The organism is Mycobacterium sp. SMC-21, assembly GCF_045310825.1.
Classification (GTDB): Bacteria; Actinomycetota; Actinomycetes; order Mycobacteriales; family Mycobacteriaceae; genus Mycobacterium.
Genome location: NZ_JBJIAO010000009.1, coordinates 17,598 through 37,598 on the forward strand (window position 1 = coordinate 17,598; position 20,001 = coordinate 37,598).

Below are 20,001 nucleotides of genomic sequence, written 5' to 3' on the forward strand. Positions count from 1 at the left end.
GCGACTCTTCCGCCGAGCTGATTAGCCTGGTGCCGTGACCGGCCCAAGCGAAGACAGCACCACTCCGGACAGTCCGGCGACGGACGACGCCGACACGACAGCGACCGCCGACTCGGTCAAGGCAGACGAGGCCCGCAAGGCCGAAGATGCCGACGAGAAGCCGAAGTCGAAGCTGGCCGCGCTGCGTGAGGGCGTCGTCCTCGTCGTCACTGCGGTGCTGCTGTATTACCTCGTGCTGACGTTCGTCGCGCGGCCGTACCTGATTCCGTCGGAATCCATGGAGCCCACGCTGCACGGCTGCAGCGGCTGCGTCGGCGACCGCATCATGGTGGACAAGCTGACCTACCGGTTCAGCTCGCCGGAGCCGGGCGACGTGGTGGTCTTCAAGGGCCCGCCGAACTGGAACATCAGCTACAAGTCGATCCGTTCGGACAATCCGACGATGCGCTGGATTCAGAATGCGCTCTCGGTCGTCGGCTTCGTGCCGCCCGATGAGAACGATCTGGTGAAGCGCGTCATCGCCGTGGGTGGTCAGACCGTGCAGTGCCGCAACTCGACGGGACTGACGGTCGACGGCAAGAAGCTCAAGGAGCCGTACCTGGACCCGGCGACCATGATGGTCGACCCGGCGACAGATCCGTGCCTGGGCAACGAGTTCGGCCCGGTGAAGGTGCCGGACGGTCGGCTCTGGGTGATGGGCGACAACCGCACCCACTCGGCGGACTCGCGCGCGCACTGCACGAACACACCGGCGGACGCCATCAACGCGCTGATGTGCACCGGTGACCCGACCGCGGGTACCGTGCCCGTCGCCAACGTGATCGGCAAGGCCCGGTTCATCGCGTGGCCGCCGTCGCGCTGGGGTGGTGTCGTCACGGTCAATCCGCAGACCGGTCAATAAGGTTCTTCGGTGTCCGTTTGGCCGCCTCGCACGGTGATCCGCAAGTCCGCGGGCCTGCGCACGCTGGAGTCGGCGCTGTACCGCGGTGGCCTCGGCCCGGTGGCCGGGGTCGACGAGGTCGGCCGTGGGGCCTGCGCCGGCCCGCTCGTCGTGGCGGCCTGTGTGCTGGGCCCGAATCGGCTGGAAAGCCTGGCCGCCCTTGATGATTCGAAGAAGCTGAACGAAGCCGAACGGGAACGGCTGTTCCCGTTGATCCGGCGTTACGCGCTCGCGTACCACGTGGTGTTCATCCCGTCGGTCGAGGTCGACCGGCGCGGGGTGCACATCGCCAACATCGAGGGCATGCGCCGCGCGGTCGCGGGCCTGTCCGTGCGGCCGGGCTACGTGCTCTCCGACGGGTTCCGGGTGCCGGGCCTGTCGGTGCCGTCGCTGCCGGTGGTCAGCGGGGACGCCGCGGCGGCCTGTATCGCCGCCGCCAGCGTGCTGGCCAAGGTGAGCCGCGACCGCCTGATGGTCGAGATGGACACCGTGCACCCGGGCTACGGGTTTGCGGTACACAAGGGGTACAGCACCGCTGCCCACACCGCGGCGCTGGCCGAACTGGGACCCTGCCCCGAACACAGATTCTCGTTCGCCAATGTGCGCAAGCTCGCTGCCAACCCGGCGATAGGGCAGCGCTGCCGATCCGGGTAGGGGAAAATGGGAACCGGCCGCCGATCCGAACAAGACATGGCCCTGCAACACCGAGTAAACCGAAGGACCGCTGAACTGATGAGTCTGTGCCGATGAGTGCCGAGGATCTCGAGAAGTATGAAACCGAGATGGAGCTCTCGCTGTACCGCGAGTACAAGGACATCGTCGGGCAGTTCAGTTACGTCGTCGAGACGGAGCGGCGGTTCTATCTGGCCAACAGCGTCGAGCTGATCCCGCGCAACGCCGACGGAGAGGTCTACTTCGAGCTGCGTCTGGCCGACGCCTGGGTCTGGGACATGTACCGGCCGGCGCGGTTCGTCAAGCAGGTCCGGGTCATCACCTTCAAAGATGTCAACATCGAAGAGGTCGAGAAGCCCGAGCTGCGCCTGCCCGAATAGCCCGTGCCGACCCTCGGCGAGCTGTTCGCCGTCATCGACCTGGCCGGTGTCCTGACCAACGCGATCCTGGGCGGCATCGTCGCCCGCGACGAGCGCATGGATCCGATCGGTTTCCTGACGCTGGCACTGCTGTCCGGGCTGGGCGGCGGCATCATCCGCGACACCCTGCTGCAGCACGGACCGCCGGTGGCGCTCACGGACTTTCGCTACGCGCTGTGCGCGGTGATCGGCGCGGCGATCGCGTTCCTGATGCCGATCGGCGGTCGCGGCTGGCAGGCGGTGTTTCCCTACGTGGACGCGCTGGCCCTCGGTTGTTGGGCGACCGCCGGTGCGCAGAAGACGTTGGCGCTGGGGCTCGGCTGGGTGCCGGCCCTGCTGCTGGGCACCATCACGGCGGTCGGCGGCGGCGCATTGCGGGATCTCACGACGCACCGGGTACCGCAGATTTTCGGTGGCAACACGCTGTACGCGACGAGCGCGCTCGCGGCCAGCGCGGTGGTGGCCGCGTTCTGGAACCTCGGGCTGGCGCAGACCGGCGTCCTGGTGGGCACCGCGGTCGGGGCCGGACTGTGCCTGATCTCGCGTCGCCGTGGCTGGCAGCTGTGGGGTGGACTGTCGTGGGAGTACAGCTTCAGCCGCAAGCCGGGGCAGCGGCTGCCGCATGTGTCGGTGCGGATGGTGCGGGACGACGCCGGCGGCGCCACCGGCGACGGTCAGCGGTAGCGCAGCTCCAGTCGTAGGTGCCGGCGGACCATGAGGCTCGGCACCCATTCGGCGCCGGCGAGTTCGAACCAGTTGGTGGCCTCGAGCAGCGTGGTGATCCCGATGCGCGCCTCGGTGCGGGCCAGCGCCGCGCCGACGCAGAAATGCAGGCCCTTCCCGAACGCCAGGTGATTGCGCAGGTTCGGCCGGCCCAGTTGCAGCCGGTCGGGGTCGTCGAAGGCCGCCGGGTCGCGGTTTGCCGACCCCCAGAGCAGGAGCAGGTGACCGTCTTTGGGCAGCGGAACACCCGCCAGCGTGGTGTCCCGCCGGATGTGCCGGTGATGGTTGCGAAACGGCGACTCCAGTCGCAGCGTCTCCTCCAGGAGCGCGGGGACCAGTTGCGGGTCACGGCGCACCTGTTCCTGGACGTCGGGGTGGGTGGCGAGGAGCCGCGCGGCGTTGCCCATCAGCCCGGCGGTGGACTCGCCGCCGGCGCCGACCAATTGCAGCAGCATCAGCACCGCCACCTCGGCCGTGACGGTGTTCTGGGCCACCGCACGGGTGAGGTCACCCAGCAGGTTGTCGCCCGGATTCTCCTGTGCTTCAGCGAATTTGGCGTACAGGTAGCCGGCGAGTTGTGCCGATGTCTCGACCGCGGTGCCGATGTGCTCGAGGTCGAAGACGCCGCTGAGCAGTTCGGTGCTGCCGTAGCCCCACTGCACCAGCTGCGGCACATCGCCGTCGGGCAGGCCGATGAGCCTGGCGACCAACGTCATCGGCAGGCGGTCGCCGATGGCGGACATCCACTCGATGCGGCCGTCCGCCGCCGCGTCGTGCCACAGCTGCCGGGCGATGTCGGCGATCGCCGGCTCGAGGGCCCGAATCCTCTTGGCCACCAACGCCGGTAGCACCAGTTTGCGTTCGTGCGCATGACGCGGGTCGTCACCGGTGGCGAGGACATGTCCGGCGGTGTCGACGGCTCCCATGTCGAAGGTTCCGGGCCGAACCGTCCCGGTCTGCGCTCCGGCATTCACCAGGGTGGCGGTCAGGTTGGAGGAGAAGTCCTCCGGGCGGCCGACGGCTTCCTGTACGGCATCCCAGTTGGTGGCCAGATAGAAGTCGGTGCCGGGCACGCGGTGTACCGGACCGGCCAGGCGGAGCTGCGCATAACAGTCATACGGATCGTCCAGCGTGGACGGGCTGAGCAGATCTGAAACTAGTTGCACGCCTTGAGTTTTGGGCTCGCGTAACGGCATGTCAAGGCCGGAATTCGGCTGTCTCACGCACGGTCTGCGAGCTGCGGTGATGCAGACGGATTGAGAAATTTCGTCTCGCTATGAGACAAATCAATAGATTAGTATCAGGCGGATGGATTGGCTGATCGGCGCCGACCGCCGCGACGCGGGCATCGAACGCATCTATGCCGCCGCGGCCGCGAGCGCCGCGGCCCGAGGCCTGGACCGGTTGAACATCGACGAGGTCGCCGCCAGCGTGGGCTGTTCGCGCGCCACGGTGTACCGGCACGTCGGCGGCAAACAGGCGCTGCGCGACGGGGTGCTGGCGCGTGCGGTCATGCGGGTCGGGCAGGAGATCGCACAGGCGGTGGCCGGGCAGACCGGGCCCGAGCGGATCGCGGCGGCCGTGCTGACGTCCCTGCGGGTGGTCCGGGCGGACCCGCTGGCCTCGGGTGTGGTGCGTGCCGGAGCCCTCGTCGACTTCGACTCGCCCCGGCTCTCACAGGCGGCGGCCGAGCTGACGGGCATCACGGATCCGCTGCTCGCGGACTGGATCGTGCGGGTCGTGCTGTCGTTGCTGTGCTGGCCATTGGCCGACGAAAAGGCCGAAGAGCTGGTGGTACGCCGGTATGTGGCCGCCGTAGCCCCGCCGGCGGGTGGTAAATGACTGTCCCGACAGGCGGTCATGACTGGGGCCTTTGCGGCAATAGATTGTTAGGCTAAACAGATGGCAAGCAAGCCGCAGAGCAAACCGTCGCTGGCGGCGACGAGTTGGACGCTGCTGGGCATGTTGTCGTACGAAGAGGAACTCAGCGGCTACGACATCAAGAAGTGGATCGACTGGAGCGTCGGTTTCTACTACTGGAGCCCGTCGTACAGCCAGATCTACACCGAGCTGAAAAAGCTTGAGGGACTTGGCTATCTCGAGTCCCGCGTCGAGCAGGACGAAGGCCTGCGCACGCGCCGTCTGTACAAGATCACCGAGTCCGGCATGGCTGCCGTGACCGACTGGACCAACAACGCTCCCGTCGACCCGCCGGTGCTCAAACACAGTGTGCTGCTGCGGGTTACGTTCGGCCACCTGAGCAACCCGACCCGGCTGCGGGAGCTGCTCGAGCAGCACGTCGCCTACTGCGAGGCCATGGAGCGGCAGGCCGCCGAGGACTCCGACGGCGCCAAGGCCCAGCCGGTGTGGGCGTATTCGGTGATCGCGCTGCGCTGGGCGGCCAAGTACTACGCCGCCGAGCGGGAACTGGCGCTCGAACTGATGAAGGACATCGACGACGCCGACGCGGTGCTACAGACCGCGGCGAAAGGCGTTGCGGGCATGCCGCGTTCGATGCCGGGCCTGTGGCGTGAGGTCGAGCGCGAGGTTCAGGGCCGCCACGACGTCTAGAGGATCGCGGCGATGTCGTTCTTGAGGGCTTCGGAGTCGGTGCCGAAAACCGCTTGGACACTGTTGCCGACCTCGATGACGCCCGCGGCGCCGAGACTCTTCAGCCGGTCCTGATCGACCTTGCTCGTGTCGGCGACCTCGATGCGCAGCCGCGTGATGCACGCGTCGACGGCGACGAGGTTGCCCCGCCCACCGAAGGCCGCGATCACCTGCTCCGGCCTCGAGTCCGCGCCTTCGCCGAGATTCGCCTGCTCCTCGGCTTCGAATTCGGTATCCGGCTCCCGGCCCGGGGTCCGCAGATTCCACTTCGTGATGGCGAACCGGAACAGCACGTAGTAGACGACGAAGAAGACGACACCCATGCCGATGAGCAGCGGGATGTTCTTCGCGGCCGGGGCGGTGCCGTAGAGGAGGAGGTCGGCCAGTCCCGCGGAGAAGGAGAAGCCGAGGTGGATGTCGAGTAGGTACGCGATCGCCAACGACAGCCCGGTCAGCACGGCGTGGATGACGTACAGCGGGAACGCCACGAACATGAACGAGAATTCGAGCGGCTCGGTGACCCCGGTCAGCAGCGCCGTCAGCGCCGCGGCCGACAGGATGCCGACGGCGACCTTCCGCTGTTTCTTGTCGGCAACGTGGATCATCGCCAGGGCGGCGGCCGGCAATCCGAACATGAGCACCGGGTAGAACCCCGATGTGAGGATGCCCGCGGTCGGGTCGCCCGAGGCGAAGCGTGTGAGTTCACCCGTGACGACGTGGCCGTCGGGAGTCTGGTAGTCACCGTAGAGGAACCACACGTAGGAATTCGGGATGTGGTGCAGGCCCAGGGGGATCAGCATGCGGTTGGCGAATCCGTAGACGAAGGCGCCGAAGGCCCCAGAACCGCCGATGAACCTGCCCAGGCCGGTCAGGCCCGCGTCGAACAGCGGATAGCAGTAGCTCATCGCGAACGCGAGGAACAGGCAGGCGATCGACACCACGATGGGGACGAACCGCCTGCCCCCGAAAAACCCGAGGTACGCGGGTAATTGGATGGTGTGGTAGCGGTCGAAGAGCCACGCGGTGAGCAGGCCGACCACGATTCCCGCGAACACGCTGTAGTTGATCTGGGCCTGGGCGCCTGCCTTGTCGACCTCGCCGGCCAGCACGACGGGCGACATGGTCTTGAACACCGACTGCACCACGAGGTAGCCGACGACGGCGGCCAGCGCTGTCGAGCCGTCGGCCTTCCTGGCGAACCCGATGGCCACGCCGACGGCGAACAGCAGCGGGAGGTTGGTGAACAGTGCGTCGCCGGCAGCGCTCATCGCGTGGACGAACGGCCCGATGACGGGGGCCTTGATCTTGCCCAGCAGGTCGTCCTGGCCCAGCCGGAGGAGGATTCCCGCCGCGGGCAGCACGGCGATCGGCAGCATGAGGCTCTTGCCGAGCCGTTGCAGCTGAGCGAAGCCGGGGATGCGCAGGTCCGACTTTTCCTGTGCACCTGAGATTTTCGCTGTGCCGTTCATGTGCGAGACCCTTCTCTGCCGCAGAAACGCCACTCGGCGCGAGAGCTTTGCGGCAGCTTAGACGAGAACCTGCGTCCGTGAGAGCTCGTTCGGCGGCGCTCGTATTGTGGGAGCGCACGAACAGAGGAGATGCGCCAGTGAGTCAGACGTCAGTTCTCGCCCCGGTCGCGGGGCGCGCGGTTCGGCTCGAGGACGTCCCGGACCCCGTGTTCTCGGCGGGCATGGTCGGCTACGGCGCCGCGATCGACCCGCCGCGCGGGGTGATCGAGGCCGTCGCCCCGGTCACCGGCAGACTCCTGAAACTCATGCCGCACGCCTACGTCGTCCTGACCGCGGACAACGTGGGCGTTCTCGTGCACCTCGGCCTGGACACCGTCACGCTCAACGGTGACGGTTTCACGGCTCATGTCAGTCAGGGTGACGACGTCACCGCGGGGCAGGTCGTCATCGGCTACGACGTGCCCGCGGTCGAGGCCAGGGGGCTCAATCCCATTGTCGCGGTGGTGGTGATGGACGAACGGGTGCCGGAGAACGTGACCTTGTCGGCCGCGGTCACCTCCGGTGCGGACATCGAGTGCGGGGCAAGCCTTTTCACCGCGAGCAAGGTAAGGAAGGATTGACCGGTGGCAGATCGCAATGTGCTCGGTGCTCCGCTGGAACCGTGTGGCACCGAACCGCTGACGGGCTTCTACCGTGACGGCTGCTGCTCGACCGGGCCCGAGGACGCCGGCCGGCACACCATCTGCGCCGTCGTGACCGGGGAGTTCCTGGCGCACCAGCGTTCGATAGGCAACGACCTGTCCACGCCGATGCCGGAGTACCGCTTCCCGGGCCTGTCGCCCGGCGACCGCTGGTGCGTGACCGCGGTGAACTGGCTGCGGGCGCACAACGACGGATACGCGGCACCGGTGGTGCTCGCCTCCACACACGAGCGGACGCTCGAGGTCGTGCCGCTCGAGGTGCTCCAGGCGTACGCCGTCGACGTACCCGACGACCTCGGCGGGCTCTGAGCTCTACAACTTCCCGGCGGCATCCCGTCCGGCGATGTAGCCGTACACCAGGCCCTGCGCGATGGTCGCGCCCGCGCCCGGGTAGACGGCGCCGAAGGCGTTGGCCGCGGTGTTCCCCAGCGCGTACAGGCCTTCGATGACGCCGCCGTCCTCCCGGCGGACCCGGCCGCGCTCGTCGGCCACCACGCCACCGCAGGTGCCGAGGTCGCTCAGCGTCATCTTCACCGCGTAGAACGGGCCCTTGACCAGCGGGCGCAGGTTCGGGTTGGGCGTCACCGTCGGATCGCCGTAGTAGCGGTCGTAGGCGCTCAGACCACGTTCGAAATCGGGATCGATGCCGGCGGCCGCGCTCTCGTTGAATCGCGTCATGGTCCGCTCGAAATCGGCGGCCGGGACTCCCATCTGGGCTGCCAGATCGGCGAAGTTGGTGGCCTTGGCGGCGATACCGGCCCGGTACCAGGACTTGGGCAGCGGCATCCGCGGGAACGAGCCGGCGGCGAAGACGTAGCTGTTGCGGTACTTCTGGTCGAACACGATCCACATCGACTCGACGGGCGTGCCGGCCCGCTCGAGTTCGAGCACGCGCTGGCCGAACGACATGTAGTCGGTCGACTCGTTGGCGAAGCGCTTGCCGTCCTGATCGACGATGAGTGAGCCGGGCAGCGAGCGCTCGGCCAGCAGCACGGCGGGCGGGCGGCCGTTCGCGGACGCGACGGCCGGGAACCACCAGGCCTGGTCCATCAACGCCGTGGCGGCACCGAGGTCGGTGGCCGCGCGGATGGCCTCACCGGTGTTGGAATCGGCGCCGAGGCTCTCGTGGTCGCCGAGCGAATCGGACTGGTACTTGTGGCGCATCGCCATGTCGTGATCGAAGCCACCGGCCGCCAGCACCACACCGCGCGTCGCGGTGACGGTGACCTCACCGCCGCCGTGCGACAGCACCGCGCCGGTGACGCGCTGACCGTCGCCGGTCAGCCGGACCAGCGATGTGTCGGTCCAGATGGGGATGCCGGCGCGCAACACACCGGCGAACAGCCCGGCCGCCAGCGCCTGGCCACCGGCGATGTACTCGCGTCCCAGCAGCTTGCCGCCGACGCCCTGCGCGAGCCGTTTGGCGATGAGCGGCAAGCCTTTTCGCGGCACCCGCGCCATCAGGTTCATCCATTTGTAGTCCGCGCCGGTCGTCGGCATCGGGACCTTGACCTCCATGACACCGCCGCGCAGCCGGTCCCGGTAGGCGCCCAGCACGCCGGCGTCGAGCGGGCGGCATTCGCAGGTGCGCCCGGTGGCGCGGCCGCCCGGTCGCTCGGGGTGGTAGTCGGAGTACTCGCGGGCCCAGAACAGCCGCATCGGGGTGGTGCGGCCCAGCATGTCGACGGTCGCGTTGACGTGCTGCAGGAAGCCCGCCGAGCGGGCCGCCGGTGCGGTGCCGTCGACGACGGCGTCGAGGTACGTCGCGGCGCGGTCGGCGGTGTCGGCGGTGCCCTTGTCGGTCAGCAGGGGAGTCGTCGGCAGCCACAGGGCGCCACCCGAGCGGGCGGTGGACCCGCCGATGTCGGAGGCCTTCTCGACAACCAGGACGTTCAGCCCCGATTCATGACCGCTCAGCGCGGCGGCCAGGCCGGTACCGGAACCGATCACCAGCAGATCGACGGTGGTGTCGGTGATGTCGAGGCCGGCCGGAATCGTGGCCGCGGCAGATGTCGTCACGGCCGCCAAGCGTATTGCGACAGACCGATTTCCGGCCTCGGGCGTCCCTGCCAGCGGGAGAACGCGTGCATTGCGCACCCCGTTGCTGTTAGACCTGAAACATCAAACTGCAGCCCAGTTTTCAATGTGAGGATGGTCATCAGATGTCGGTGGAGGATGTCGATGTTCGCCAGATCGAAGCCGGTGAAGCGCCGACCCGGTTCGCCCGTGGCTGGCACTGCCTTGGCCTGACCAAGGACCTCGGTGACGGCAAACCGCACTCGATCAAGGCCTTCGGGCAGAAGCTCGTCGTGTTCCGCGGCGCGGACGGCCGGCTCAACGTGCTGGACAGCTACTGCCGCCACATGGGTGGTGACCTGAGCCAGGGCACTGTGAAGGGCAATGAGATCGCCTGCCCGTTCCACGACTGGCGCTGGGGCGGCGACGGTAAATGCAAGTTGGTGCCGTATGCCAAGCGCACCCCGCGGCTGGCACGTACCGCGAAGTGGGAGACCCTCGAGCAGGACGGGATGCTGTTCATCTGGAACGACCCCGAGGGCAGCGCGCCGCCGGCGGAGAACTACATCCCGCGCATCGAGCAGGCGGGCAGCGATGAGTGGACCGATTGGCATTGGTACACAACGGTTGTCAACGTCAACTGCCGCGAGATCATCGACAACGTCGTCGACATGGCGCACTTCTTCTACATCCACGGCGCGGTGCCGTCGCACTTCAAGAACATCTTCGAGGGCCAGGTCGCGACGCAGTACATGAACGGCGGTGGTCGCGAGGACATGCAGGGCACCGAAGGTGCGAAGATGCTCGGCTCGACGTCGGTGGCGTCGTACTACGGGCCGTCTTTCATGATCGATGACCTGACGTACCACTACCCGGACGCCGACCACAAGACCATCCTGATCAACTGTCATTACCCGATCGACTCGAATTCCTTTGTGCTGCAGTACGGAATCATCGTGAAGAAGATGGCGGGCCTGCCCGAGGAGGCGGCCGTGGCGACGGCGCACGCGCTCGGTGACTGGGTGAAGCAGGGCTTCGAGCAGGACGTGCAGATCTGGAAGAACAAGGCGCGCATCGACAATCCGCTCCTGGTCGAGGAGGACGGCCCGGTCTACCAGCTGCGCCGGTGGTACGAGCAGTTCTACGTCGACGTCGCGGATGTGGTGCCGGAGATGACCGACCGTTTCGAATACGAACTGGACACCACCGTCCCGCGTGAGGCGTGGACCAAGGAGATGGAAGCCAACATCGCAGCAGCACGGGCCGCGGAGTCGGTCTGATGACCGCGCGGCCCGACATCCGGCTGGCCGATATGCCGATGGTGCCGGTGGCCTGCCGTGCCTGTGGCGCAGAGGTGTTGGCGCGCAAGGGCAGCTGGCAGCAGACCAGCGTGCAGTGGACGCGCGAGTCGGCTGCGCGGTGCGAGGAGCGCCGGCGGGCCGAGTGTCTGCCGGGCCGGATCTTCCTGGCGTGCGGCCAGTTGAAGGAGTCCATCGCGGATGCGGTGGCGGCCGGTGTCGTGCACGTCGTTGAGGACGAACTGGGCGTGGCACCATAGCCGCATGAGCTCAGACAAGCGGGTCGCGGTCGTCACCGGTGCCAGCCGGGGCGCCGGCAAGGGTATTGCCGCGGCGTTGGTGGCCGACGGGTGGACGGTGTACCTGACGGGCCGTACCGTCACCGATCCCGGCGACGGCGGTATCGCCGTGCCGGTGGATCACCGCGACGACGACGCCGTGGCCGCGTTGTTCGCGCGGGTGGCCGACGAGGCCGGACAGCTCGATCTGCTGGTCAACAACGCCGCCGTGGTGCACGACAACCTCGTCGACCCGAAGCCGTTCTGGGAGAAGCCGATCGGCCTCGGTGACGTGCTCGACGTCGGTCTGCGGTCGGCGTATGTGGCGTCGTGGCACGCCGCCCCGCTGCTGGTGGCACGGGGCCGTGGCCTGATCGCGTTCACGTCGTCGCCGGGCGGGGTGTGTTACATGCACGGCCCGGCCTACGGCGCGCAGAAGGCCGGCGTGGACAAGATGGCCGCCGACATGGCCGTCGACTTCCACGGCACGGGGGTGTCGACGTTGTCGATCTGGATGGGCATCCTGCTCACCGACAAGTTCAAGCAGGCGTTCGACGCCGAGACGCTGGCCAAGGCCGCCGGTAATTTCGAGACGCCGGAGTTCATCGGGCATGTGATCAACGCGCTGTATCAGGACCCGGACCTGGACGGCATCAGCGGGCAGACCGTGATCGCCGCGGAAGAAGCCCAGCGCTACGGCATCACCGACGTCGACGGGCGCACGCCGCCGTCGCACCGGGCGATGCTTGGTGATCCGCGGGTGCCCAGCGACGTGGTCGTCCGCTGAGCACCCGCGGAAGTTCGTGGCGCGTCAGCAGTGCGCGCCGCCGTCGATCCGGATCTCGGTGCCGGTGAGGAACGCGCCGTCATCGGAAGCCGCCATGGCGACCACCGCGGCGACCGCGCTGGGATCACCCAGGTTCGCGTCGTTGCCGGTGTTGAGCATCGGGACCTGCTTGGTCCACAGCCCGTAGTCGGTGCCTTCCGGCATCTTGGCGAACGTGCCGTTCGCCAGCGGGGTGGAGACACCGCCGGGCTGGATGTTCACCGCGCGCAGTCCCTGCTTGGCGTATTCGAGCGCCAGTGAGTGGGTGAAGCTCAGGATGCCGCCCTTGCTGGCGGAGTAGGCCGCCATATAGGGGTGGGCATAGCTCGCCGAGGTCGAGGTGAAGTTGATGACCACCCCGCGCCCCGATGCCAGCAGCGCGGGCAGTGCCTGGCGGGTCATGAGGAAGGTGCCGGTGAGGTTGACCGCGATGATGCGGTTCCAGTCCGCCAGCGTGATCTCGTGGGTGTGTGAGCACGTCTCGATCGCGGCGACGTTGACCAGCACGTCCAGGCCGCCCATGTCGGCGATGGCGGCGTCGACGCCCTTGATGACGTCCGCTTCGGACGAGATGTCGAGCACCGTGGTGGTGAGACGCGCTGCGGTGCCGGCCTTTTCGGCGGCTTCCTTGGTACGGGCCAGGCCTTCGGCGGAGATGTCGCACGCGACGATGGTGCCGCCCTCGTCGAGCAGACGGGCCACGGTGGCCTGTCCGATGCCGGACCCGGCGCCGGTCACGATGACCCGGCGGTCGCTGAATCTATCCATGCTGCAAGTCCTTTCGTTGCCGAAGGATTCTTGCGGCACCGGTGTCCGGCTGGACGGCTGTGGTCCGGTCACCGGGATGTCTTCTCAGCCCGCGGTCGGCGTCAGCTTGCGGACGGTGCCGAAGAGGTCGGTGCTGTACAGCGCCTGCGGGTCCCAGCCCGGGCCCGCGCCGAAGCGCACCGAGGTACTGCCGAACATGCCAGAGGCCAGGATGCACGCGGCGTGGCGTTCGGGATCGATGCGGACGATGTCGCCGCCGTCCATCGCCAGGTAGATGAGGCCGTCCGGACCGACCGTGAGGTCATCGGGGAATCCGAACAGCCCGAACAGGCCCAGGTTGACGGTTCGGATGTGGCTGGGGTCGGTGACGTCCACGATGGCCAGGGTGCTGACGGGTTGCAGGTCCATCGAGGCGATGACGGTGTGGTGCGCGGTGTCGTATGTCAGGCCATTGGCCATGGTCACCGAGGGTGCGAGGCGGCTTTCGCGGGTGCCGTCGGCACTGATCCTGGTCAGCCCGGTGGTCCAGCCGATGTTGCGGGAGACGACGAACGAACCGTCGGGCAATCGGACCATGCCGTTGGGCATGGTGAGTTTGGTCGCGACCGTCGTCAGCACGCCGCTGCCGAGATCCACGCGGGCGATGCCGCCGTCCTTCGCGCCGAAGACTCCGGAGAGAAAGCTGTTGCCGGTGGTGAAGTATGCCGCCCCGTCGGCGACGGTGATGCTTCCCGGCGCAGCAACATTCGGTACGAAGGTGCTGCCCTTGCCGTCGGGGGTGAGGCGGTACAGCTGCCCGGAACTGCCGACGGTGCGTGAGACGAGCATGGTGCCCGCGCCGTCGAACGCGAGGTTTTCCAGGGAGCCCAACCCACTTGCGACGGTGGTGGCGCGCCACGGGCACCGGGTGATCGCCACGGCGGACGCCGGTGCCGGCGGTGCGCCGACGACGGCCAGCAGCGCCAGCGCCGCGGCCGATGCCAACCGGGCGGCGGTGCCGCGTCTGCGGCTTCGGATCGCACGAATCATGGTTTCCCCGTCTGTGAGTACGAGGTCGTACTCGCACGTCAGGGCGCAGTACGATAACGTACTGGGATGCGCAACACCGAGGACGACGACGCCCGTCAGCGATTCGTCGACGCGCTCGCGGCATTGATTGGCGAACGCGGCTACGCCGCGACGTCCGTCGTCGACATCGTGCGCAAGGCGCAGGCCTCCAAGACCACCTTCTACCTGCACTTCGCGAACAAGCAGGAGTGCTACCTGGCGCTGCTGGCCTCGGTGACCGATGATCTGGTCGCCGACATCCGGGCGGCCGTCGATTCAGATGCGCACTGGCACAATCAGATTCGGCAGATGTTCACGGCCTACATCGCGCATCTCACGGCGCGCCCGGCGATTTCGCTGAGCTGGATACGCGACCTGCCCGCGTTGGGCGCGGCCGCCCGTCCGATTCAGCGGCGAAACTTCGCCGAACTCGCCGCTCTGCTCGGCGAACTCGCCGCCAACCCGGGATTTCAGCGGGCCGGGCTGCCGCCCATCACCGGGCCCAAGGCCGTGATGCTGCTGGCCGGCGTGCGCGAGCTTGCCGCGCAGACCGCCGAAGACGATCTGGACATCGAGACCGTCATCGGCCCGGCCACCGACATCGCGATCAGCATCCTGTCGGCAGGGCAGTGATCCGGTTCAGTTCTCGATCGCGTCGGCGGGAACACGACTGTCGACGCTCGTCGGCGCCGGGGTCGCGGGCTCGGCGTCAGGGGTGTTGCGCCGTCGGACCACCTCGAACGAAACGAGGATGACGGCCAGGGTGACACCGCTCATCAGGAACTGCGAGCGGGTGTCGGGGAGGAACGCCATCGCCAGGATGACGGTCGCCATGAGCGCGATGGTGGCGTAGCTCAGCCACGGGAACAGCCACATCGTCAGCTTCAACGTGCCGGGCCGCGTCCGCTCGATGCGGCGGCGCAGGACGACCTGCGATATCGCGATGATCAGGTAGACGAACAGGGCGACGGCGCCGTAGGAGTTGATCAGGAAGTTGAACACCACGTCGCCCCACACGTAGGTCGCGGCGACCGATGCGTAGCCGACGGCGGTGCCCAGCAGGATCGCACGGCGCGGGACGCCGCTCGGGGACAGCTTGGTGAAGAACCGGGGCGCGTCACCAGAGGTGGTGAGCGCGAACAGCATTCGCGACGTCGTGTACAGCGCGGAGTTGAGGCAGGACAACACCGCCGTGAGCACGATGAAGTTCATGATCGTCGCGACGCCCGGGATGCCCAGAACGGTGAGCACCGAGGCGTAGGGACTGATGCTGACGCTCTTGGTGTTCCAGGGCTGGATGGCCACTACCACGAGGATCGAGCCGACGTAGAACCCGATGATGCGGAAGACGATCGACTTCATCGCCCGCGTCACCGCCCGCTCGGGTTCGTCGGATTCGGCGGCGGCGATGGTGACGATCTCGGCGCCCGTGTAGAACGCGACGCACGGTACGACGGCCGCCAGGACCGCGCCCCAGCCCAGCGGCGCGAAGCCGCCGTGGTCGATCAGGTTGGCCAGGCCGGGTGTGGAGTGCGGCCACAGTCCGGTGATCCACAGCGCGCCCATGCCCAGGAACACCACGATGGCAATGACTTTCACCGACGAGAACCAGTACTCGAACTCGCCGAACGAGCGCGCCGAGACCAGGTTGCTTGCGGTGAGGGCCAGCATCAGACCGAGGCTGAGCACCCACAACGGCACCGCGGGCAGCCAGAGATGCAGGATGCGGCCGCCCGCAACGGCTTCGACCGCGACCACGATGACGAAGAAGTACCAGTACATCCAGCCGGTGACGAAACCGCCACGGCGCCCGAGCGCCTGCCTGGCGTAGACGTAGAACGAGCCGACCACCGGTTGCGCCACCGCCATCTCGGCGAGCATCCGCATGATCAGCAGGGTGATGATGCCGGCGATCAGGAACGACACGATGGCCGCGGGCCCGGCGCTGCCGATCACGACGCCGCCGACGAAGAGCCCCGCGCCGATCACTCCGCCGAGGGCGATCAGGTTCAAATGCCTGCGCCGCAGGCCTTTCGCCAGCTGCGCATCACTGGCCTTGATCTCTGAACTCACCACTGACGCGACGATGCCGCAGTTCGGTGCGCCGGCCCATGGTTGTGGTCACCGTGCGTTAATCCCGCGTCAACCGCGGACCGGCACGGCGAGCGCCCAACCCAGGACGGCGGTGGCGGCGGTGTTGGCCACTGCGCGGATAATGTTCCAGCGCACCCACGACGACTCGAACTGCTGGCGCAGTGACGCGAGATCGGCGGCACTGGTCGAGCCGGCCGCGGTGGCGAGCTTGTCGTTGAGTGGCACGTTGACCACTGATGTGACGGCGAGACTGGCGAGGTTGAGGGCCAGGCCGATGCCGATCCAGATCAGCACCGGGCGGGCGCCGGGCTTGACGTAGAACGCCCCGGCCAGGGCGGTGAAGCCGACCGACCCGAGGAAGGTCAGCAGGAACGGCGGATTGACGATGACGACGTTGATCTTGTTCATGACGTCGATGAAGGTCCGGTCGTCGAACGCGCCGAGTGCGGGCAGCACCGACACCGCGTATGCGTAGTAGAGGCCCGCGAGCAGCCCGGAGGACAACAGCGCGACGATGAGCGCCGTCGTGCCGAGGGGCTGGGGGAGCTTGGTGAATGTCATGAGCTGACGGTATTGCTCGACCCGCCGTGGTCGCTGCGCGTGCAGGACCGCGCGCCGCTCACCATCGTGGTGGTCGCCCGCGGGTCGGCGACCGTCATCCCGGATGGTGCCGTCGGCCGGCGACTCGAAGCGGGCGACATCGCGATCTGCCGCGGGCCCGACTGCTACACCGTCGCCGATGACGCGGCGACCGCGCCCGAAGTCGTCGTGCACCCGGGGCAGGTCACCACGACCATCGATGGTGAACCACTGTGTGAGGCACTGAGTCTGGGGATCCGGAGCTGGGGCACCCGACCTGACGCGCAGACCCTGTTGATCACCGGCGCCTACGAAGAAGTGGGTGCGGTCTGCCGCAGGCTGCTGACCGCGCTGCCACCGCTGGTGGTGGTGCGGCAGGGCGAGGTCAACACCATGCTGGTCGATCTGCTGCTCGACGAGATGGCGCGCGATGAGCCGGCCCAGGGCGCGGTGCTGGACCGGATGCTCGATCTGCTGACGATCGCCGCTCTGCGCAGCTGGTTCTCCCGTGCCGAGGCACCGACCTGGTATCGCGCGTATCGAGATCCTCAGGTGGGCACGGCGCTTCGGCTCATCGAGAACAATCCGGCGCATCCCTGGACCGTGGGGTCGCTGGCCGCCGAGGTCGGGCTGTCCCGGGCGGCCCTGGCGCGGCGGTTCACCCAACTCGTCGGCGAGCCGCCGATGGCGCTCCTCACCGAGATTCGCCTGGCGCTGGCCGTCGACCTGCTGCGCGGTTCCGATGCCACCATCGAAGCCGTCGCCGGCCGCGTGGGCTACGGCACCGCCTTCGCGCTGAGCACCGCGATCAAGCGCCGTTACGGCATGAGCCCCAAGGCAATCCGCGCCCAGGGGTAGGCCGGTGGGCGGTCAGCGGGTCTTGGCGAAGCGGCGATGCCGCCACACATACCGCGGAATGCCGCGCAGGGGGACACCTTTGGGCCAGCCGTCGGGCCGGAAGTAGGCATCGGTGCCGCCGTCGACGAAAATGACACTGCCGCACAGGAAGTCGGCGGAGTCCGACAGCATGAAGACGATCCAGTTGGCGAGGTGCACGGGATCGCCGAAGTTGCCGGTCGGGATCGGGAAGGCGCGCACGGCCTTGCCCTCGCGCGGCGAATCGAGCTGCGCCTGCAGCAGCGGCGTCATGATGGCCCCGGGCGCCAGTACATTCAGCCGGATGCCGCGGCCGGCCCAGTCAGCCGTCACCGCGGTCTGCCGGACCCAGCGGGCCACGGCGATCTTGGACGCGGCGTACATGAGCGCGGAGGCGCCGCCGCCGAAGAACCGCACGGCGCGGGCTGCGCGGTCGGCGTCGCCGGCCAGCAGTGCGCGGATGGCGCGGCGGGGGACCGCGGGCACCGTCGTGCTGGAGTTGCTGCCCAGCGCAACGACTTTCGCGTTACCGGCGGCCGCCAGTGCGGGCCGCCACGCCGTCAGCAGGTCGACGGTGCCGAGGTAGTTGATCTGGGCGATCAGGCGCGCGCGGTCAGCGCCGGCACCGGGTCCGATCCCGGCGGCCAGCACGGCACCGTCGAGCGTGCCCTCGGACAGTTCGAGCACCCGCGTGGCGGCGGTACGCCGGCCGTCGGCGGTCGACAGGTCCGCGATGACATCGGCGTCCTTGAGGTCGACGCCGATCACCGTATGGCCCTGATCGCGCAACTGCTTCGCCGCCTGGTATCCCATGCCGGATGCCGAACCGGTCACAGCGTAGGTGCCGATGATGAACTCCTCGATTGGTTGGGGAAGCGCCGTCTAGTCGGCGAGCAACTTGGTCACTGCGTCGGCCACGTCACGACGGGCACGGTGCGCGATGTCGAGCACCGGCATGGTCAGGAAACCGTGGATGGCGCCGTAGTACAGCTCGGTCACCGGTACCTCGGCCTCGCGCAGCGCTTCGGCGTAGGCGAGGGCCTCATCCCGCATCGGGTCGTAGCCCGTGACGACGAGCACGGCCGGGGCGACGTCCTCGACGGATGCGGACAGCGGTGCCGCATAAGGGTTTTCGCGGTCGGTCGTGTTGGGCACGTACTGGTCCCAATACCACTGCATGGCGGCCGTGGTGTTGTAGTAGCCGGTGCGGAACTCGTGGTACGAGCCGTAGGTGAAATCGGCGGTCAGCACCGGGTACAGCAGTACCTGCGCGGCCAGCGGTGCACCGCCGCGGTCGCGGGTCATGAGCGCGGTGACGGCGGCGAGGTTGCCGCCGGCGCTGTCGCCGCCGACGACGAGCTTCGCCGGGTCGCCGCCGAGTTCGGCGGCATGGGCGGCGGCCCACTGGGTCACGGTGTAGACGTCTTCGGCGGCGGCCGGCCACCGATGTTCCGGCGCCAGCCGGTAGTCGACCGAAACGACCACGGCGGGAATCGAATTCGCGAAGCTGCGGCAGAGGCCGTCGTGCGAATCCAGATCGCAGAAGACGAAGCCGCCGCCGTGTGCGAAGACGAAGATCGGAAGCGGGCCGTCAGCCGCGGGGCGGTAGACCCGGACCCCGATGCCGTCGACCTCCGTGTTGGTGACGGAGGCGACCGCCTCGGGTTCGGCGGGTGCGACGAATCGCGCGCGAATAGCGGCGCGCGCCTGCGCCCCGGTCATGTTCGGCAGGTCGGGGAAGCCGCTGTTGAGTGCCTCGAGGAGGCCGGCGATCTGGGGGTCCAGGCTCATGCGTACTGCAACGCCGGGCCCATGCGCAGCGGCCGCATCGGCTGCAGCGTCGGCGCGACCCGGGAATCCTCGGCGTTGCGCCAGATGCCCATGGCGGTCATGCGCACCGGCGCGGTCAGCTGTTCGAAGGCCATGCGGTTCATTGGACCACACACCGAGACGGCGGCGACGGCCTCACCCTGGCGGCCGATCGGCGCTGCGACACAACCGAATCCGGGCACCGACTCCTCGCGCTCGAAGGCGACGCCGTGGGCGCGGACCTTGGCCAGTTCGGTGGCGAGCTGGGCACGGTTGGCGATCGAGTACTTGGTCTTGCGGCTCATGAGGTCGACCTCGGCGTCCTGGTTGTAGGCCAGGATCGCCTTGCCGACGGCGGTACAGTGCGCCGGCTGGCGGCCGCCCACCCGCGACGGCAGCACCGTCATCATGCCGTTGCCGACCTTCTCCAGGTAGACGACGTCACCGCCGTCGAGCACCGCGAGGTGCACGACGAGGCCGGTGGCGCGGTGCAGCTCGTGCAACAGCGGGCCGGCGGCGCGGTGCATGCGGTCCTGATGCACGGCCAGCGAGCCGAGCTCGACCAGACGCATCCCGAGTTCGTAGTCCCGGCCGTTGCGGCGCAGCCAGCGCAGCTGCACCAGACGCTCCAGCATCCGGTGCGCGGAGGAACGGGGCAGGCCCGTGCGGCGCACGATCTGCGCCAGGGTCAGGCGGCCGGGGCCGTCGAACGCGTCGAGGACCAGCGATACCCGGTCGATGACCGCGCTGGGGGTGGTGGATTCGACTGTTGCTGTCATGTCGGCCTCCAAGCTCCGTTGCTCCGTGTCGATATTCCTATTAGGAATATGCCTGTTTGTATCACACGGCGGTGGGGCTTGTCACACATTTCCTCGG

General features: G+C 68.1%; 23 protein-coding genes. 13 read left to right on the plus strand and 10 right to left on the minus strand.

Annotated elements, in window-relative coordinates; translation table 11 throughout:
* The first annotated feature begins 34 nt into the window (after positions 1–34).
* The 4 genes from lepB (at position 35) to ACJH6H_RS11565 (ending at position 2,715) form a co-directional block, all read left to right on the plus strand.
* Positions 35–901, plus strand: coding sequence for a signal peptidase I (gene lepB / locus ACJH6H_RS11550; protein ID WP_212811889.1), 867 nt, complete (start codon positions 35–37; stop codon positions 899–901).
* 9 nt (positions 902–910) lie between these two features.
* A complete protein-coding gene (locus tag ACJH6H_RS11555; RefSeq protein WP_212811888.1) occupies positions 911–1,594 on the plus strand; it encodes a ribonuclease HII in 684 nt (227 codons plus the stop codon).
* 92 nt (positions 1,595–1,686) lie between these two features.
* A complete protein-coding gene (locus ACJH6H_RS11560) occupies positions 1,687–1,992 on the plus strand; it encodes a DUF2469 domain-containing protein (protein ID WP_003893809.1) in 306 nt (101 codons plus the stop codon).
* 3 nt (positions 1,993–1,995) lie between these two features.
* On the plus strand, positions 1,996–2,715 hold the full coding sequence (locus ACJH6H_RS11565) for a trimeric intracellular cation channel family protein (RefSeq protein ID WP_244872588.1): 720 nt from the start codon (positions 1,996–1,998) through the stop codon (positions 2,713–2,715).
* Here the strand turns inward: ACJH6H_RS11565 and ACJH6H_RS11570 are convergent.
* A complete protein-coding gene (locus ACJH6H_RS11570; protein WP_212811887.1) occupies positions 2,706–3,920 on the minus strand; it encodes a cytochrome P450 in 1,215 nt (404 codons plus the stop codon). The two genes, ACJH6H_RS11565 and ACJH6H_RS11570, sit on opposite strands and share 10 nt — an antisense overlap.
* A 142-nt stretch (positions 3,921–4,062) precedes the next feature.
* Here ACJH6H_RS11570 and ACJH6H_RS11575 point away from each other — a divergent pair, with 142 nt between their 5' ends.
* Complete coding sequence (locus tag ACJH6H_RS11575; protein ID WP_212811886.1) at positions 4,063–4,596, plus strand: TetR/AcrR family transcriptional regulator; 534 nt, start codon at positions 4,063–4,065, stop codon at positions 4,594–4,596.
* A 60-nt stretch (positions 4,597–4,656) separates the two neighbouring features.
* On the plus strand, positions 4,657–5,325 hold the full coding sequence (locus ACJH6H_RS11580) for a PadR family transcriptional regulator (RefSeq protein WP_020103763.1): 669 nt from the start codon (positions 4,657–4,659) through the stop codon (positions 5,323–5,325).
* Here ACJH6H_RS11580 and ACJH6H_RS11585 read toward each other — a convergent pair.
* Positions 5,322–6,833: a PTS transporter subunit EIIC gene (locus ACJH6H_RS11585; RefSeq protein WP_212811885.1), complete on the minus strand. Its 1,512-nt coding sequence runs from the start codon at positions 6,831–6,833 to the stop codon at positions 5,322–5,324. The two genes, ACJH6H_RS11580 and ACJH6H_RS11585, sit on opposite strands and share 4 nt — an antisense overlap.
* A gap of 137 nt (positions 6,834–6,970) precedes the next feature.
* Between ACJH6H_RS11585 and ACJH6H_RS11590 the strand changes: the two genes are divergently transcribed.
* Both ACJH6H_RS11590 and ACJH6H_RS11595 read left to right on the plus strand, forming a co-directional pair.
* Complete coding sequence (locus ACJH6H_RS11590) at positions 6,971–7,453, plus strand: PTS glucose transporter subunit IIA (RefSeq protein WP_406774892.1); 483 nt, start codon at positions 6,971–6,973, stop codon at positions 7,451–7,453.
* Between the two features lie 3 nt (positions 7,454–7,456).
* Positions 7,457–7,843: a DUF2237 family protein gene (locus ACJH6H_RS11595; RefSeq protein WP_029118411.1), complete on the plus strand. Its 387-nt coding sequence runs from the start codon at positions 7,457–7,459 to the stop codon at positions 7,841–7,843.
* A gap of 3 nt (positions 7,844–7,846) precedes the next feature.
* Here ACJH6H_RS11595 and ACJH6H_RS11600 read toward each other — a convergent pair whose 3' ends face one another.
* Positions 7,847–9,553, minus strand: a complete 1,707-nt coding sequence (locus ACJH6H_RS11600) for a 3-ketosteroid-delta-1-dehydrogenase (RefSeq protein ID WP_406774893.1) — start codon at positions 9,551–9,553, stop codon at positions 7,847–7,849.
* 143 nt (positions 9,554–9,696) lie between these two features.
* On the opposite strand from ACJH6H_RS11600, the gene ACJH6H_RS11605 reads away from it, so the two are divergent.
* The 3 genes from ACJH6H_RS11605 to ACJH6H_RS11615 are packed head-to-tail and all read left to right on the plus strand — an operon-like array spanning position 9,697 to position 11,913.
* On the plus strand, positions 9,697–10,830 hold the full coding sequence (locus tag ACJH6H_RS11605) for a Rieske 2Fe-2S domain-containing protein (protein WP_212811882.1): 1,134 nt from the start codon (positions 9,697–9,699) through the stop codon (positions 10,828–10,830).
* On the plus strand, positions 10,830–11,108 hold the full coding sequence (locus ACJH6H_RS11610; protein ID WP_212811881.1) for a ferredoxin: 279 nt from the start codon (positions 10,830–10,832) through the stop codon (positions 11,106–11,108). Before ACJH6H_RS11605 ends, ACJH6H_RS11610 begins: the two co-directional genes overlap by 1 nt.
* 4 nt (positions 11,109–11,112) lie before the next feature.
* A complete protein-coding gene (locus ACJH6H_RS11615) occupies positions 11,113–11,913 on the plus strand; it encodes an SDR family NAD(P)-dependent oxidoreductase (protein ID WP_318985989.1) in 801 nt (266 codons plus the stop codon).
* 24 nt (positions 11,914–11,937) lie between these two features.
* Here ACJH6H_RS11615 and ACJH6H_RS11620 read toward each other — a convergent pair whose 3' ends face one another.
* Positions 11,938–12,720: an SDR family NAD(P)-dependent oxidoreductase gene (locus ACJH6H_RS11620; RefSeq protein ID WP_212811879.1), complete on the minus strand. Its 783-nt coding sequence runs from the start codon at positions 12,718–12,720 to the stop codon at positions 11,938–11,940.
* A gap of 84 nt (positions 12,721–12,804) precedes the next feature.
* Positions 12,805–13,749, minus strand: coding sequence for a hypothetical protein (locus tag ACJH6H_RS11625; RefSeq protein ID WP_346415768.1), 945 nt, complete (start codon positions 13,747–13,749; stop codon positions 12,805–12,807).
* A gap of 66 nt (positions 13,750–13,815) precedes the next feature.
* On the opposite strand from ACJH6H_RS11625, the gene ACJH6H_RS11630 reads away from it, so the two are divergent.
* On the plus strand, positions 13,816–14,400 hold the full coding sequence (locus ACJH6H_RS11630; RefSeq protein WP_406774894.1) for a TetR/AcrR family transcriptional regulator: 585 nt from the start codon (positions 13,816–13,818) through the stop codon (positions 14,398–14,400).
* Positions 14,401–14,406: 6 nt separating this feature from the next.
* On the opposite strand, the gene ACJH6H_RS11635 is transcribed toward ACJH6H_RS11630, so the two are convergent.
* On the minus strand, positions 14,407–15,840 hold the full coding sequence (locus ACJH6H_RS11635; RefSeq protein ID WP_406774960.1) for an amino acid permease: 1,434 nt from the start codon (positions 15,838–15,840) through the stop codon (positions 14,407–14,409).
* Positions 15,841–15,909: 69 nt separating this feature from the next.
* Positions 15,910–16,422: a DUF1772 domain-containing protein gene (locus ACJH6H_RS11640; RefSeq protein WP_406774895.1), complete on the minus strand. Its 513-nt coding sequence runs from the start codon at positions 16,420–16,422 to the stop codon at positions 15,910–15,912.
* Positions 16,423–16,425: 3 nt separating this feature from the next.
* On the opposite strand from ACJH6H_RS11640, the gene ACJH6H_RS11645 reads away from it, so the two are divergent.
* A complete protein-coding gene (locus tag ACJH6H_RS11645; RefSeq protein WP_406774961.1) occupies positions 16,426–17,298 on the plus strand; it encodes a cupin domain-containing protein in 873 nt (290 codons plus the stop codon).
* Between the two features lie 12 nt (positions 17,299–17,310).
* Here ACJH6H_RS11645 and ACJH6H_RS11650 read toward each other — a convergent pair whose 3' ends face one another.
* From ACJH6H_RS11650 to ACJH6H_RS11660, 3 genes are read right to left on the minus strand one after another with little or no spacing between them, the layout of a single operon-like run.
* Positions 17,311–18,165 carry an SDR family oxidoreductase gene (locus ACJH6H_RS11650; RefSeq protein ID WP_406774962.1) on the minus strand — a complete coding sequence of 285 codons (855 nt, stop codon included), beginning with the start codon at positions 18,163–18,165 and terminating at the stop codon, positions 17,311–17,313.
* 33 nt (positions 18,166–18,198) lie between these two features.
* Complete coding sequence (locus tag ACJH6H_RS11655; RefSeq protein ID WP_406774896.1) at positions 18,199–19,107, minus strand: alpha/beta hydrolase; 909 nt, start codon at positions 19,105–19,107, stop codon at positions 18,199–18,201.
* Positions 19,104–19,904 carry an IclR family transcriptional regulator gene (locus ACJH6H_RS11660; protein ID WP_212811874.1) on the minus strand — a complete coding sequence of 267 codons (801 nt, stop codon included), beginning with the start codon at positions 19,902–19,904 and terminating at the stop codon, positions 19,104–19,106. Before ACJH6H_RS11660 ends, ACJH6H_RS11655 begins: the two co-directional genes overlap by 4 nt.
* Positions 19,905–20,001: the final 97 nt, after the last annotated feature.

What these genes read in the sequence shown, in the direction of transcription:
- ACJH6H_RS11560 (WP_003893809.1), top strand. Translation starts at nt 1,687, where the DNA reads ATGAGTGCCGAGGATCTCGAGAAGTATGAAACCGAGATGGAGCTCTCG.
- ACJH6H_RS11575 (WP_212811886.1), top strand. Translation starts at nt 4,063, where the DNA reads ATGGATTGGCTGATCGGCGCCGACCGCCGCGACGCGGGCATCGAACGC.
- ACJH6H_RS11580 (WP_020103763.1), top strand. Translation starts at nt 4,657, where the DNA reads ATGGCAAGCAAGCCGCAGAGCAAACCGTCGCTGGCGGCGACGAGTTGG.
- ACJH6H_RS11585 (WP_212811885.1), bottom strand. Translation starts at nt 6,833, where the DNA reads ATGAACGGCACAGCGAAAATCTCAGGTGCACAGGAAAAGTCGGACCTG.
- ACJH6H_RS11605 (WP_212811882.1), top strand. Translation starts at nt 9,697, where the DNA reads ATGTCGGTGGAGGATGTCGATGTTCGCCAGATCGAAGCCGGTGAAGCG.
- ACJH6H_RS11610 (WP_212811881.1), top strand. Translation starts at nt 10,830, where the DNA reads ATGACCGCGCGGCCCGACATCCGGCTGGCCGATATGCCGATGGTGCCG.
- ACJH6H_RS11615 (WP_318985989.1), top strand. Translation starts at nt 11,113, where the DNA reads ATGAGCTCAGACAAGCGGGTCGCGGTCGTCACCGGTGCCAGCCGGGGC.
- ACJH6H_RS11620 (WP_212811879.1), bottom strand. Translation starts at nt 12,720, where the DNA reads ATGGATAGATTCAGCGACCGCCGGGTCATCGTGACCGGCGCCGGGTCC.
- ACJH6H_RS11625 (WP_346415768.1), bottom strand. Translation starts at nt 13,749, where the DNA reads ATGATTCGTGCGATCCGAAGCCGCAGACGCGGCACCGCCGCCCGGTTG.
- ACJH6H_RS11630 (WP_406774894.1), top strand. Translation starts at nt 13,816, where the DNA reads ATGCGCAACACCGAGGACGACGACGCCCGTCAGCGATTCGTCGACGCG.
- ACJH6H_RS11640 (WP_406774895.1), bottom strand. Translation starts at nt 16,422, where the DNA reads ATGACATTCACCAAGCTCCCCCAGCCCCTCGGCACGACGGCGCTCATC.
- ACJH6H_RS11655 (WP_406774896.1), bottom strand. Translation starts at nt 19,107, where the DNA reads ATGAGCCTGGACCCCCAGATCGCCGGCCTCCTCGAGGCACTCAACAGC.
- ACJH6H_RS11660 (WP_212811874.1), bottom strand. Translation starts at nt 19,904, where the DNA reads ATGACAGCAACAGTCGAATCCACCACCCCCAGCGCGGTCATCGACCGG.